Annotated in this window: 17 protein-coding genes; 9 read left to right on the forward strand and 8 right to left on the reverse strand. The window is 65.2% G+C overall.

Translation table 11 applies throughout. The annotated features are described in order from the left end of the window. Positions 1 to 47 precede the first annotated feature (47 nt). The 4 genes from IVA96_RS01105 to uvrB all read left to right on the forward strand — a co-directional run bounded on the left by IVA96_RS01105 (position 48) and on the right by uvrB (position 4,637). Entirely contained in the window at positions 48 to 962 is a 915-nt protein-coding gene (locus IVA96_RS01105; RefSeq protein WP_247415017.1) for a LysR substrate-binding domain-containing protein, read from the forward strand. A gap of 104 nt (positions 963 to 1,066) precedes the next feature. Continuing rightward, positions 1,067 to 1,291 (forward strand): hypothetical protein, encoded by a 225-nt coding sequence (locus IVA96_RS01110; RefSeq protein ID WP_247415019.1) that lies wholly within the window; start codon positions 1,067 to 1,069, stop codon positions 1,289 to 1,291. Positions 1,292 to 1,338: 47 nt separating this feature from the next. After that, on the forward strand, positions 1,339 to 1,566 hold the full coding sequence (locus IVA96_RS01115; RefSeq protein ID WP_247415021.1) for a hypothetical protein: 228 nt from the start codon (positions 1,339 to 1,341) through the stop codon (positions 1,564 to 1,566). A gap of 92 nt (positions 1,567 to 1,658) precedes the next feature. Continuing rightward, positions 1,659 to 4,637 (forward strand): excinuclease ABC subunit UvrB, encoded by a 2,979-nt coding sequence (gene uvrB, locus IVA96_RS01120; protein WP_247415023.1) that lies wholly within the window; start codon positions 1,659 to 1,661, stop codon positions 4,635 to 4,637. 85 nt (positions 4,638 to 4,722) lie between these two features. Here the strand turns inward: uvrB and IVA96_RS01125 are convergent, their stop codons facing one another. Further along, on the reverse strand, positions 4,723 to 5,109 hold the full coding sequence (locus IVA96_RS01125; RefSeq protein WP_247277529.1) for a hypothetical protein: 387 nt from the start codon (positions 5,107 to 5,109) through the stop codon (positions 4,723 to 4,725). A gap of 321 nt (positions 5,110 to 5,430) precedes the next feature. On the opposite strand from IVA96_RS01125, the gene IVA96_RS01130 reads away from it, so the two are divergent. The 4 genes from IVA96_RS01130 to IVA96_RS01145 all read left to right on the forward strand — a co-directional run bounded on the left by IVA96_RS01130 (position 5,431) and on the right by IVA96_RS01145 (position 8,245). Continuing rightward, positions 5,431 to 5,871 (forward strand): nuclear transport factor 2 family protein, encoded by a 441-nt coding sequence (locus IVA96_RS01130; RefSeq protein WP_247415025.1) that lies wholly within the window; start codon positions 5,431 to 5,433, stop codon positions 5,869 to 5,871. Positions 5,872 to 6,130: 259 nt separating this feature from the next. Further along, positions 6,131 to 7,042 carry a hypothetical protein gene (locus IVA96_RS01135; RefSeq protein ID WP_247415027.1) on the forward strand — a complete coding sequence of 304 codons (912 nt, stop codon included), beginning with the start codon at positions 6,131 to 6,133 and terminating at the stop codon, positions 7,040 to 7,042. A 322-nt stretch (positions 7,043 to 7,364) separates the two neighbouring features. Further along, positions 7,365 to 7,787, forward strand: a complete 423-nt coding sequence (locus IVA96_RS01140) for a hypothetical protein (RefSeq protein WP_247415028.1) — start codon at positions 7,365 to 7,367, stop codon at positions 7,785 to 7,787. Positions 7,788 to 8,107: 320 nt separating this feature from the next. Continuing rightward, positions 8,108 to 8,245 carry a hypothetical protein gene (locus IVA96_RS01145; RefSeq protein ID WP_247277533.1) on the forward strand — a complete coding sequence of 46 codons (138 nt, stop codon included), beginning with the start codon at positions 8,108 to 8,110 and terminating at the stop codon, positions 8,243 to 8,245. Between the two features lie 37 nt (positions 8,246 to 8,282). On the opposite strand, the gene IVA96_RS01150 is transcribed toward IVA96_RS01145, so the two are convergent. From IVA96_RS01150 to IVA96_RS01160, 3 genes are all read right to left on the reverse strand, one after another. Further along, positions 8,283 to 8,429 carry a hypothetical protein gene (locus IVA96_RS01150; protein WP_027545961.1) on the reverse strand — a complete coding sequence of 49 codons (147 nt, stop codon included), beginning with the start codon at positions 8,427 to 8,429 and terminating at the stop codon, positions 8,283 to 8,285. Positions 8,430 to 8,627: 198 nt separating this feature from the next. Continuing rightward, a complete protein-coding gene (locus IVA96_RS01155; protein ID WP_247415030.1) occupies positions 8,628 to 9,110 on the reverse strand; it encodes a MaoC family dehydratase in 483 nt (160 codons plus the stop codon). Continuing rightward, entirely contained in the window at positions 9,110 to 9,562 is a 453-nt protein-coding gene (locus IVA96_RS01160) for a MaoC family dehydratase (protein WP_247415031.1), read from the reverse strand. Before IVA96_RS01160 ends, IVA96_RS01155 begins: the two co-directional genes overlap by 1 nt. Positions 9,563 to 9,745: 183 nt before the next feature. Between IVA96_RS01160 and IVA96_RS01165 the strand changes: the two genes are divergently transcribed. Beyond that, entirely contained in the window at positions 9,746 to 10,042 is a 297-nt protein-coding gene (locus IVA96_RS01165; RefSeq protein WP_247277536.1) for a DUF4282 domain-containing protein, read from the forward strand. Positions 10,043 to 10,164: 122 nt separating this feature from the next. Here the strand turns inward: IVA96_RS01165 and ychF are convergent, their stop codons facing one another. The 4 genes from ychF to IVA96_RS01185 all read right to left on the reverse strand — a co-directional run bounded on the left by ychF (position 10,165) and on the right by IVA96_RS01185 (position 13,227). Then, on the reverse strand, positions 10,165 to 11,262 hold the full coding sequence (ychF, locus tag IVA96_RS01170) for a redox-regulated ATPase YchF (protein ID WP_247415034.1): 1,098 nt from the start codon (positions 11,260 to 11,262) through the stop codon (positions 10,165 to 10,167). 5 nt (positions 11,263 to 11,267) lie between these two features. Continuing rightward, entirely contained in the window at positions 11,268 to 11,873 is a 606-nt protein-coding gene (gene pth, locus IVA96_RS01175) for an aminoacyl-tRNA hydrolase (RefSeq protein WP_247415036.1), read from the reverse strand. Positions 11,874 to 11,933: 60 nt separating this feature from the next. Then, entirely contained in the window at positions 11,934 to 12,656 is a 723-nt protein-coding gene (locus IVA96_RS01180) for a 50S ribosomal protein L25/general stress protein Ctc (protein WP_247415038.1), read from the reverse strand. A gap of 310 nt (positions 12,657 to 12,966) precedes the next feature. Then, on the reverse strand, positions 12,967 to 13,227 hold the full coding sequence (locus tag IVA96_RS01185) for an accessory factor UbiK family protein (RefSeq protein ID WP_247277540.1): 261 nt from the start codon (positions 13,225 to 13,227) through the stop codon (positions 12,967 to 12,969). Between the last annotated feature and the right edge of the window lie 30 nt (positions 13,228 to 13,257).

Raw genomic sequence — 13,257 nt, forward strand, 5'->3', positions numbered from 1 at the left:
AACTGAGTTATCTTGGCCTGGCATCAGCTTTCCTGAGGGTCGGGCATTTGCGGCGGCTGCTGTTTCTCAACGGCATCAAGGCATTCGAGGCGGCGGCGCGGACCGGCAGCTTTGCCGCGGCCGGGCTCGAGCTGAACGTGTCGGCCGCTGCCGTCAGCCGCATGGTGCATCTGCTGGAGGAGCGCCTCGGCCTCGCGCTGTTCGAGCGCAAGGCCAACAAGCTCGTGCTGACGCAGGCCGGCCGCGCCTATCAAAGCGGGCTGACGCCGATCTTCGATGCGCTGGCGAGCCTCACCGCGCAGGTGACGGCGCCCTCCAGCATGCGCGTGCTCACCATCGGCGTCGGCCACACTTTTGCGATGCGCTGGCTGATCCCGCGCCTGTCAGAGTTTCGCAGCGAGGAGCCCGACATCGAGGTGCGCTTCACCACCGGCGGGGCCTCGGTGCCGTTCGGCGAGGACTGGAGCTGCGGCATCAAGCTCGGCACCGGCGACTGGCCCGGCCTCGTCGCCGAGCCGCTGTTCGCGGGCGACCTCACGCCGGTCTGCGTGCCGCGCCTTGCGAGCGGCCTGAAGCGGCCGACGGATCTCAGGGGACCGAGCCTGATCCGCGTCGCGCATTCGCCGGAGGACTGGCCGCTCTGGATCAAGGCCGCGAACCTGGCGCGCATCAACGCGCGCGGGCCCGAGTTCCAGTTCTACGGTCAGGCGCTGCAGGCCGCCGCGGACGGACTCGGCGTTGCCATGGGCATTCGACCCTATATCGACGACGATCTCGCCGCCGGACGGCTGGTGGCGCCGTTCGATCTCTCGGTGCCCAAAGGCATGCGCTGGTACCTGCTCTATCGCAGCTTCCAGACCGAGCAACGCGACTTCGCCGCGTTTCGCCGCTGGATCATGCGCGCGGCGTCGGAACCGGCGCGTCCGGCGCGGCGACTCGGTCGTGCTGCGGCGCGGAACTGACGCGCTCGGCAAAAAAGCCTCGCGGCTTGTGAACGGCTTCACATCCCGGGATTCGCAAATGTGGTCCCCTGACCCTCTGACAAAAAAACGTGGGACCGACAAGAATGACGACCCTCTACGACGGCTTTGACATCGAATCCTTCGAAGCTGGAAAAGGACTGTGGCACGCCCGCATCCGGCGCGCCGATTTCAGCCCGCTTGCAATCGACGGCGTGCTGTTTCCCGCCATGGAAGTCGGCTTCGCCTGGCCCGACCGCGACGCCGCGATTGCCGATGCCAAGCAACACATCGATCGCTTCCGCCGCCGGGCCGACAGCGACGACGAATAGCGTCCGCGGGCGGACCAGCGGCGGGGCGCCGCAAGGGGGAACCGGTCATGTCTATCACCGAAATCGGCTCAGTGCGGCCGCGGATCTATGCGCGCGCCGTGCTGTCCAACTGCCCGGAATGCGACGGCGATCTCATGGTGCTCCGTGTGATCGGCGGTCGCGCTGGATGCGAGTACTGGACCATGCGCTGCACCGATTGCGGCGGCATCCATCTGGACATCCTTGAGCCGAATATCGCGGCTGAGGATGACGAGGGGCCGCTGCCGGCGGGGTGACGCCAAGCCTGCTGCCAACCTGCTGTCAGCAGGCTGCATAGCGGCGGGCATTCGCCCTTTCCTGAGAGGCGGACTCGTCCCATATTCGCCTTATGGCGAAGAAACCTGCATCCTCCGAAAAATCCGGCAAATCCCCGAAGACCAAGGCTCCGAACTCGAAGGCGCATCGCCCCGATGTGCAGCCGATCGGGCCGGCGCTGGCCGAACTGCTCAATCCTGCGATCAATCGCGGCGATGCGGGCCTGGGATCGGGCACCGGGCTCCAGCCGCCGCCGGACAATTCGCGCGATCGCCGTGCCGGGGGCGAGGCCGCCGCGCATCGCGCGCGCGCCTCGACGCCGAAGGAGTTTCCGCAGGATACGGCCAAGAACATTACAAAGCCGATGCCGCTGCGTCCCAATCCGCAGCCGGCTGGAGCGCGCGCACCCACCGAAGGCTTCGACGAGGCGCCGCAGGCCAATTACGGAACCTCGGCCACGATCCCGACACTCGATCCGGAACTGGCGCGGCAGCTCGGGCTGCCAACAGAAGAAGACGATGCCGAGGCGCTGGCGCGGCCGCCGCGCTCAAAAATGGAGGCGCTGGGCGTCAAGGCCACCGCGGATGCGTTGGAATCGCTGATCCGCGAGGGCCGCCCGGAATTCCGCAAGGACGACGGCTCGATGCGGATTTGGACGCCGCACCGGCCACCGCGCCCGGAAAAGTCCGAGGGCGGCGTGCGCTTCGAGATCAAGTCGGCCTATGAGCCCAAGGGCGACCAGCCGACTGCGATCGCCGAGCTGGTCGAGGGCATCAATCGCAACGACCGTTCGCAGGTGCTGCTGGGCGTCACCGGCTCGGGCAAGACCTACACCATGGCCAAAGTGATCGAGGCGACGCAGCGCCCCGCCCTGATCCTGGCCCCGAACAAGACCCTCGCCGCCCAGCTCTATGGCGAGTTCAAGAATTTCTTCCCTGACAACGCGGTCGAGTACTTCGTCAGCTACTACGACTATTACCAGCCGGAAGCCTACGTCCCACGCACCGACACCTATATCGAGAAGGATTCCTCGATCAACGAGCAGATCGACCGCATGCGCCACTCAGCGACGCGCGCGCTGCTCGAACGCGACGACGTCATCATCGTCGCCTCGGTGTCCTGCATCTACGGTATCGGGTCGGTCGAGACCTACACCGCGATGACCTTCGCGCTGAAGAAGGGCGAGCGCATCGACCAGCGCCAGCTCATCGCCGATCTCGTCGCGCTCCAGTACAAGCGCACCCAGGCCGATTTCACCCGCGGCACCTTCCGTGTCCGCGGCGACGTCATCGACATCTTCCCCGCGCACTATGAGGACCGCGCCTGGCGCGTGAACCTGTTCGGCGACACCATCGAGAGCATCGAGGAGTTCGATCCGCTCACCGGCCACAAGCAGGACGAGCTCGAGTTCATCAAGATGTATGCCAACTCGCACTATGTGACGCCGCGGCCGACGCTGGTGCAGGCGATCAAGTCGATCAAATCAGAATTGAAGCAACGGCTCGACCAGCTCCACGATCAGGGCCGCCTGCTCGAAGCGCAGCGGCTGGAGCAGCGCACCACCTTCGACCTCGAGATGATGGAGGCGACCGGAAGCTGCGCCGGCATCGAGAACTATTCGCGCTATCTCACTGGGCGCCGCCCCGGCGAGCCGCCGCCGACGCTGTTCGAATACGTGCCCGACAACGCGCTGATCTTCGCCGACGAGAGCCACGTCACCATCCCGCAGATCGGCGCCATGTTCCGCGGCGACTTCCGCCGCAAGGCGACGCTGGCCGAATACGGCTTCCGCCTGCCCTCCTGCATGGACAACCGCCCCTTGCGCTTCGAGGAGTGGGACATGATGCGGCCGCAGACCATCGCGGTGTCGGCGACGCCGGGCGGCTGGGAGCTGAACGAGAGCGGCGGCGTGTTCGTCGAGCAGGTGATCCGCCCCACGGGTCTGATCGATCCTCCCGTCGACATCCGCCCCGCCCGCACGCAAGTGGACGATCTCGTCGGCGAGGTCCGCGCCACCGCGCAGGCCGGCTATCGCTCGCTGATCACCGTGCTGACCAAGCGCATGGCGGAGGACCTCACCGAATATCTGCACGAGCAGGGCATCCGAGTCCGCTACATGCATTCCGACATCGACACCATCGAGCGCATCGAGATCATCCGGGATCTCCGCCTCGGTGCGTTCGACGCGCTGGTCGGCATCAACCTCTTGCGCGAAGGCCTCGACATCCCCGAATGCGCGCTGGTAGCGATTCTCGACGCCGACAAGGAAGGTTTTCTGCGCAGCGAGACCTCGCTGATCCAGACCATCGGCCGCGCCGCGCGCAATGTCGACGGCAAGGTGATCCTCTATGCCGACCAGATGACCGGTTCGATGGAGCGTGCCATCGCCGAGACCAACCGCCGCCGCGAAAAACAGGTCGAGTACAATACTGCCAACGGCATCACGCCGGAGAGCGTGAAGAAGCAGATCGGCGACATCCTCAACTCCGTCTACGAGCGCGACCACGTGCTGGTCGAGGTTGGCGGCCACGACATGACCGATGACGTCATCTCGATCGGCCACAACTTCGAAGCCGTGCTTGCCGATCTCGAAACAAGGATGCGCGAGGCCGCCGCCGATTTGAACTTCGAGGAAGCCGCGCGTCTGCGCGACGAAGTCAAGCGCCTGCGCGCCACCGAGCTCGCCGTGGTCGACGACCCTACCGCGAAGCAGCGCACCGTGCAGGGCAAGGCCGGCGCTTATGCGGGCACGAAGAAGTACGGCGATGCTGCGAACTTGCCGGTCAGTGCCATGAAGAACAAGAGCGCCGCAACAGCGCTCAAGGCCGGCAGCGGCAAAGGCTCCCGCGTGCACAAGCCGCATCTCGACGAGATGCACGGCCCGGAATCGCTGCCCTATCGCGAGAGCCCGAGCCTGCCGTCAAAGCCGTTCGGCAGCACCAGCCGGATCATCCAGCCAACCGACTCGCGGCAGTCGGGACCGGAGTTCGGGCCGGCGCCGAAATCGACAGGCGGGATGCCGGGGCGACGGGGCGGGTGGAAGAAGAGGTAGGCGGCGCATCCGCGCCGCTGATCGCAGTGGATTCCGGGCTCGCCGGTTTGCGGGCCCCGGAATGACGAGAGGGATAGCGCGCTCCTCACCCGACGCTCGCCGTCACCACCGCCATTACCGACAGCAGCAGCACGATGGTCACAAGCTGGAGCGAGGCGACCGGCTGGGTGCGCCATGCCGTGATCTTGCCGGCGAGCGTCAGATGGGCCTCGAAGAATTTTGGCTCGTAGACGGTCTTGAAGAAGGCCGGGAAGCTCGGGCCGAAGGTCACTGCGAGCAGCGCGTGGGCGAGCGAGGCGACAGCGACGAAGATGGCGACGCCGGGGTCGCCGACGAGGTCGTGGTCGCCGACGAGTTTGAGCAGGAAAGCGGCGGCGGCGAAGGTCGGGAAGCTCTGCAGCGTCGCGGTCAGCGCGAGCCCTTCGACCGCGTTGTGCAGGCGGGACTTTCTGACGGTGGCGATGGCGGCCATGACACGTCTCCCTGATGACATGGGATGACGTTAGGCGCGATGGTGGAGAGGTGATGTGAGACGGGTCACGCGGCCCTTCCCCGCTGTTGTCCGCTGAAGGGGGCGTCCGCGATCCGAGGAACCTAACCGGCAAGCACCGGGAAATTGCGGGACTCTATTGCAAATCTCACAAATTGCGTTCAATGGTGCATTGCGAAAACGTGAATTGCGTTTTGGCCGAAATCCCGTAGTTTATTTGTATACGAACGAGCTGACCCCGGCACCTTACTGTGCATGGGGTTGTTTTCCCGTTTTTTGCAAGCCAGCTTCAGGACAGCCCAAATGACAGAGCACAGCCTCTGGCGTTTCTCGCGCGCGTTGCATGGCGCGATCAACGACCGGCAGTTCAGGGATATCGAGGCCCTGATCGACGAGGACGTCGAGTGGGCCCTGTACGGCCCGATCGACATGTTTCCGTTCCTTGGCGCGCGCCAGGGCAAGGACGCCGTGCTCGACGTCATCCGCCAGCTCGCCGACAATTTCCACGTTCGCCGCTTCGACCGCGAGAGCATCATGCTCGGCGTTGATTCAGCCGCCTCGATGCTGCGCTATTCGCTGACGGCGCTCGATTCCAACAAGCCGATCTCGCTGCGCGTGGCGCAGTTCGCCCAGTTCAGGGCGGGAAAGCTCACCAGCATGCGGGTGCTGATCGACACGTTCGACCTGGTCGAGCAGGCACTCGGCCGCGCCATTCATCTGCCGAAGATGAGCCGCGCCGGCTGAGGGGGGACGCCAACGGGTCCCGCTGCTCGGGACCGATGACGACGCTCACATGACGCCCTGGCTTCCAGCCCCGCCGGATGCGGTCGTGTCACAGCTCGTCGTCGGGCGCGCGCCTTTCGCGCGGCCCGTTGGTTCGTTATTCGAGGCGAGCCGCCACAATTTCGTGACGATGGATCAGCATCTGTCGCGCGGAATGGCGCACGGCCGAAGGCCGATATATATTGTTGGAAAGCGTGCGCTGGGGTTCGCGGGCAGGACGATGGAATTCTCGACAGGGTTTGGCCGGACCAGGCTGCCGTTGCTGGCGACCGCATTCATTCTGGGCTCCGTGCTGACGGTCTCGGCACAGATCATTCCATCCGCGACGATCGCGCCTGACGATGAGGCCGAGACCGAGGCGGCGCAGGCCCCCGACGTCAATGACCCCGACGTGCTCAAAGGCATCGACGTCGACAAGCTCGACTGGAGCCAGCTCGCAGTCGATGCCGGCACCGGCATTGACCCCATGGCCGCCAAGAAGCGCGCCCAGACCGCGGCCAAGGACGGCCCGGCCTGGTCCTCGAATCCAAATGCAAACGGCTCCTCGGCGGTGACGGTGAAGCAATCGGTGTTTTCGTTCTGGGACACGCGGATCGGCGCCGACATGACGGTGACGAGCGAGCCGCGGACGATGTCCGAGCTGCTGGCGCAGAAGGCCACCAACGGCGGCAGCCTACCGCAATCCTCCGGCAGCGCCTGGGCGGCGGCGACGGCGCCGGGCGCGGGCTCGATCTGGGACAAGACCGCGGTGGAAGCCCGGGTCGATCCCGGCACCGAACACAGCAAGATCGGGGCCTCGTTGACCAAGTCGGTGCCGCTGTCGGGCGACACCTCGCTGACGCTCCAGAACGGCTACAGCGTCGACCAGCAGGGCACGACCGCCGTCCCCGGCATCGGCGGCCACGTCACTCGAAATTACGAGACCGATCAGACCGCCAAGATCACCCTCACCGACATCGGCACCAGCATTACCGCCGGCCAGACGCTGTCGACCACCGACGACAAATGGCTGCGCAAATTCGGCGCCGAGCAAAAGCTGTTCGACAACGTCACCGTCTCCGGCTCGGTCGGCGAGACCTCGCAAGGCGCGATCAACAAGAGCCTGACAGCCGGTTTCAAGAAGAGCTGGTAGGGCGAGCCGCCACTTTCTCCCCTCATCCTGAGGGCGCTCCGAAGGAGCGCGTCTCGAAGGATCGAGGCCTCGCTGCTACAGCGGGGCCTGCATGGTTCGAGACGCGCGCGAAGGGCGCGCTCCTCACCATGAGGGGATGGCTTGCCGTCGCGGTTCCCTATTCACATTCTCCTAACCATACGCCACGGCAAAACCCCCGAATGGTCCGCCCTTGCCGCATCTCGGCCAATTTGCGGTCAAAATCGGACGCCCTAGTCGCCAAAATAGACGTCGTCGTGCGGGGGACACTCGCGCCGCGCTCAACGCGAACAGGGGAATAACGATGAACGCCATGCGTCCGGAAAAGACCGAAACCACCGAGACCGAGACGGTCGACACCAACCTCGCCGCCGTGACCGAGGTCGAGGCCGGCATCCGCGATTTCGTCCGCAACGACATCGCCTATCTGCGCCGTCCGGCATCGACGGCCCCCGACGCGCCGCCGCTCGACCCGAGCGCCGAGGCCACCGTCAACAACGTCAACTCGCTGATCCAGCGCGTCGCCGGCACCTCGCTGGCCGAGATCGAGAACTTGATCTCCGAGCTCGAGAGCCTGCGCGACCTGCTCCATGCCGAAGGCCAGCGCGTCCAGCGCGAGATCTCCGGCTACGCCCAGCTCAGCCAGGCCGCGATGAAGTCGACCCGCATGATCGCCGACAACGTCGCGCAGTGGAAGCGCGCCGCCGACGGCCTGCGCAACAGCTGATCGCGAAGCACCGCATCACCGGCCGCCGCGTTCCCGGAAGGGAGCGCGCCCGTTTTGATTCATGGGGCATGTGATAGGTGCGCACACGCTCCGACATGATAGGTGTCGTCGCCCGCGCAGGCGGGCGATCCAGTACTCCGAGACAGTGCCAGGATACGGAGGGGCGGCGGCGGACCGGATGCCCCCTTCGCGGGGCACGACTGCGGAGGATGTGGCAGCACGGGGCGTGACAGCGAAGGGTGATTTGAACCCTCCACCCCTCCCCGGCGACCAATGCCCAGCGCCTGTGGCCTTCTTGCGGCCGCGCGGGGGGACATGTCATGGAAAGCATTCGGCCCGATAACACGGACCCTATATCGCTGCGGCCCGCGCCGAATCAGCTCGGCACGATCATGCTGCGCTTTGTCGGATTGCTGGTGGTTGCGGTCGCGGTGCTGGCGTTCGTCTACAGCCGCTGACGCGCGGCCGGAGGCGGCCCCGACAATTGACGAACTCTTACCGAGCGGCTTCCACGGTCGAGGCTTCCAGGGTGTAGGCGCCATCGGCATAGCCCTTCACCACCATGCCGGCGACCAGCATCACGGCCAGCGTCGCGGTCGCGAAGATGAATCCGACAAACTTGAGTGCGCCGCGATCTGCCATGGTCCTCGTCCCCTGTCCTCTGCCCATTCGTTTCAAATAGACAGCTACAGGTTCATAATTAGTTAGCACCTCACTGGTTCCGCCAAACTGCTTCGCGGTAACCATATCGCGCAGGCTTATGACAGCCACGCCGAATCGCGTCCATAGCGCGCGGGCAACACTCGCGCACTCAATTGGACCGTTCATCCTGGAACAGATCTAACCACCGTTCGTGCGCATCGGCACAAAGGCTGAGGCGGTGATGGAATAGACCTCCTCGCCGCGCTGGTTGGTGCCGGTGGTGCGAGCCGTCAGAATGCCCCAGCCGGGACGCGAGGCGGAGGTGCGCTTGTCGATGACGACGTTGACGTAAGCGACCGTGTCGCCGGCAAGCACCGGCCTGATCCAGCGCAGATCGCGAAAGCCCGGCGACGGACCCCACACCGCAACTTCCTCGCCGCGCGAGGCGGCTTCCCGCGCCAAGCGCTGGCCGTCGGCGACAAGCAGGCTCATGCAGGCCGAGCCGACATGCCAACCGGAGGCGGCGAGCCCGCCGAACAGCGAGTTCTTGCCTTCCTCCTCGTCGAGGTGGAAGCGCTGCGGGTCGAACTTGGCGGCGAAGCTCTTGATGGACTCCGCTGTGAACGTATAGGTGCCGATCTCGCGGCGCTGGCCGATCTCGATATCCTCAAAGAACCGCATCAGGCCGTCCCCTCGCGCCGCTTGATCAGGATCGGCGAGGTCATCTCGGCGAGCGCCTGCCCCGCCGCGTTGCGCACGGTGCATTTGAACTTGACGATGCCGAGCTCCGGGCGACTTTTCGAAGTGCGCGCCTCCACGACGTCGACCTCGAGCATGAGGTCGTCGCCGGGCCGGAGCGGAGACAACCAGCGCACCTCGTCGACGCCGGGCGAGCCGAGCGAAGCCGCGCGCGTAATAAAACCATCGGCCATCATCCGCATCATCAGCGAACAGAGGTGCCACCCCGAACCGGACAGGCCGCGCAGCATGCTTCTAGCCGCCGCCTCCTCATCGAGGTGCATCGGCTGCGGGTCGAACTCGGCAGCAAAGGCCAAAATCTCGTCGCGAGTGACATGGCGCGGGCCGAACGTTCCGAACCGCCCGGGCGGGAAATCTTCGAAGGTCAGGGTCATCTTGGGATTGGTTCGCGGAAATGACAGATTGTGGCCGCACTTTGTGGCAATCTCAACCCGCGGGCCCGCATGGCTCGTGCTACATTCGATGCAGCGGGGTTGGTCTTGAGTCGGATCAGCCGAAAGTCAGGATCATTTAGCAAAGCCGGATCTGGCAAAAGCCGCTTTGCCCTGGGGAGAACGATGTTTTCATTCAGCGACCTGTTTCAGTGGGACCGCTTCATCACACCGACGATCATCAAGACCTTCTACTGGCTGGTAATCGCGCTGATCTGCCTGTTCGGCCTCTCCGGCGTCTTCTCCGGCTTGGCTGCGATGGCGATCAGTCCGTTCGGCGGCTTCCTTGTGCTGCTGTCGTCGATCGCGAGCGTCGTCGTCGGCGTGGTGTTCTCGCGCATCCTCGCCGAGCTGATCCTGATTGTCTTCCGCATCAACGAGCATCTCGGCGCGATCAGGGACCAGGGCGGCGGGGTGCGGTGAGGCGTGCGCAGCTGCCGTAGGGTGGGCAAAGCGAAGCGTGCCCATCACTTCCATCGCGATCTTGGATAGATGGTGGGCACGGAGCGTCGCGCCTTTGCCCGCCCTACGAGACCGTCGAAGCCTTACGTGTTAAACCTGAAATGCATCACGTCGCCGTCGGCGACGACGTATTCCTTGCCTTCGAGCCGAAGCTTGCCGGCATCGCGGGCGCCGGCTTCGCCGCCGAGGACGACGTAATCCTCATACGCGATGGTTTCGGCGCGAATGAAACCCTTTTCGAAATCGGTGTGGATCACGCCGGCCGCCGCCGGCGCCTTGGTGCCGCGATGGATGGTCCAGGCGCGCGCTTCCTTCGGCCCCACGGTGAAATAGGTGATGAGGTCGAGAAGCCGGTAGCCGGCGCGGATCAGACGGTCGAGACCGGCTTCTTCGAGACCCAATGTCTCCAGGAAGTCGGCGCGTTCGTCCCGCGAGATGGTCGCGATCTCCGACTCGATCTTGGCGGAAATGACGACGGCGACGGCGCCCTCCTCGGCGGCCTGCTCCTCGACTGCCTTGGAGAACGAATTGCCCGTTGCGGCCGAGCCTTCCTCGACGTTGCAAACGTAGAGCACAGGCTTTGATGAGAGCAGCCCCAGCATGGAGAAGGCGCGCTCCTCCTCGGCCTTGCGCTCGACGAGGCGGGCGGGCTTGCCGTCACGGAGCAGCACCAGGGTGCGGTTGACGAGGTCGAGCTGCTCCTTGGCGTCCTTGTCGTTGCCCTTGGCTTTCTTGGAGAGGTTGTCGACACGCTTCTCAAGGCTGTCGAGGTCGGCGAGCATCAGCTCGGTCTCGATGGTCTCGATGTCGGCGAGCGGGGCGATCTTGCCCTCGACGTGGGTGATGTCGGAATCCTCAAAGCAGCGCACCACATGCGCGATGGCGTCGACCTCGCGTATGTTGGCGAGGAACTGGTTGCCAAGGCCCTCGCCCTTGGACGCGCCGCGCACGAGGCCCGCGATGTCGACGAAGGTCAGCCGGGTCGGAATGATCTGACCCGATTTGGCGATGGCGGCGAGCTTCTCAAGCCGCGGATCGGGCACGGCAACCTCGCCGACATTCGGCTCGATGGTGCAGAACGGATAGTTCGCAGCCTGCGCCGCGGCCGTCTCGGTCAGCGCATTGAACAAGGTCGACTTGCCGACATTCGGCAATCCGACGATCCCGCATTTGAATCCCACGAGCGTTATTCCTTGCCGTTGTCGTCCTTGATCAAAAATCCCTTTGCCTGCATAGCAAGGTGCACCCTGTTGGCGAAGGTCGCGTCGGTGCCCTTGGCAAGCAGCGGGGCGTGCTCGGCGACCGCTTCGCAGAGCGTCGCCACCCATTCGTTGTCGGTCTTGGCGAAGTCCGACAGCACGTAGCCGTGGACCAGCTCCTTGACGCCGGGATGTCCGATGCCGAGCCGCACCCTGCGATAATCGTTGCCGATATGGGCCGAGATCGAACGCAGGCCATTGTGCCCGGCAATGCCGCCGCCGATCTTGACCCGCACCTTGCCCGGCGGCAGTTCGAGCTCGTCATGGAACACGGTGACGTCGCCCAGCGCGATCTTGAAGAAGCCTGCCGCCTCCTGCACGCTGCGGCCGGAATCGTTCATGTAGGTCGTGGGCTTGAGCAGGATCACGCGCTCTGGTCCGAGCGTGCCTTCCGAGGTCTCGCCCTGAAAGCGGCGGCGCCATGGCGCAAAGCCATGACGCCGCGCGATCTCGTCCACGGCCATGAAGCCGATATTGTGCCGGTTACGTGCGTATCTCGCGCCGGGATTGCCGAGCCCAACAAAGAGTCGCATGACGCGGCGCGCCCCTCGCTCGGCGCGCGATCCTGGGGACCGCGCGCCAGCTTTGAGAGATTACTTCTTCTTGTCGCCGCCGGCCGGAGCCTTGGCAGCCGCCGCCGGAGCAGCAGCACTCGCTGCCGGAGCAGCCGCCGCCGGAGCAGCAGCACCCGCGGCCGGAGCCGCACCACCCGCCGCAGCCGCAGCTGCCGCCTTCTGCTCTTCGGCGTAGCCCGACGGCGGGACGATGGTGACGAGGGTCGCATCCTCGCGGGTCAGCGCCTTCACGCCGGCCGGCAGCTTGACGTCGGACAGATGCAGCGAGTGACCGATTTCAAGCGAACCGACGTCAGCCTCGATGTATTGCGGGATGCTCTCGACACCGCATTCGAGCTCGATCGCATGCGCGACGATGTTGACGGTGCCGCCGCGCTTCACGCCGGGCGAGCCTTCCGCCTTCACCACGTGCAGCGGAACGCTGATGCGGATGGTGGCGCCTTCGCCCAGCCGCATGAAATCGACATGGATCGGGAAGTCCTTGACCGGGTCGAGGTGATAGTCGCGCGGAATCACGCGGTGCTTCTTGCCCTCGAGGTCGATGTCGACCAGCGTGGTCAGGAACCGGCCCGCGAGGATGCGCTGACGCAATTCGCGATCTTCAATCGAGATCGTCACCGGGGGCTGGTTGTTGCCGTAGATCACTCCGGGCACTCTGCCGGCGCGACGCTCAGCCCGGGCGGCCCCCTTGCCGCTCTTCGGACGTGCGGTCGCCTTCAATTCCTTGACGGTCGTCGCCATCTCGTTAAGTCCTTGTTTTTGCAAAAGTTAATGGGCCGCAGCGCGGCCCATGGCAGCATCCGCAGCAAGCCTCCAGGGGTGCGGGGGCTGCGGACGTGGCGGGCTTTTACCCGGAAGCTGGGGAAATGGCAAGGAGAATGGGGTGCCATCCTCCCCTGGAGGAGGAGGGTCGGCGCGTAGCGCCGGGGTGGGGTGACAGTCTCGCCATTGAGGCGGTGCCCATGGGGAGAGATGACCCCACCCCGCCGCGTTCCGCTTCGCTGCATGCGCTGCGCCCCTCCCCCTCCAGGGGCGGGTAAGAGCGCGTGCCTTACGTCGGCGTTCCGCCGAACTTGGCCTCCAGCGCCGCGATCCTAGCCTTCAGCGCCTCGTTCTCCTCGCGGGCGAGGCGGGCCATGTCCTTGACCGCCTCGAACTCCTCGCGCTTGACCAGATCCATGTCGCGCAGGAATTTTTCCGCCTGGGTGCGCATCACCGTGTCGAACTCGCGCTTGACGCCCTGGGCGGCACCGGCAGCGTCATTCATCAGGCGGCCGATCTCGTCGAAAAACCGGTTGCTGGTCTGGGTCATGGCTGCCTCCGATGAACTTTGCGCGAACTC

It is taken from the genome of Bradyrhizobium sp. 159, from assembly GCF_023073795.1.
In the GTDB taxonomy this organism is placed as follows: domain Bacteria; phylum Pseudomonadota; class Alphaproteobacteria; order Rhizobiales; family Xanthobacteraceae; genus Bradyrhizobium.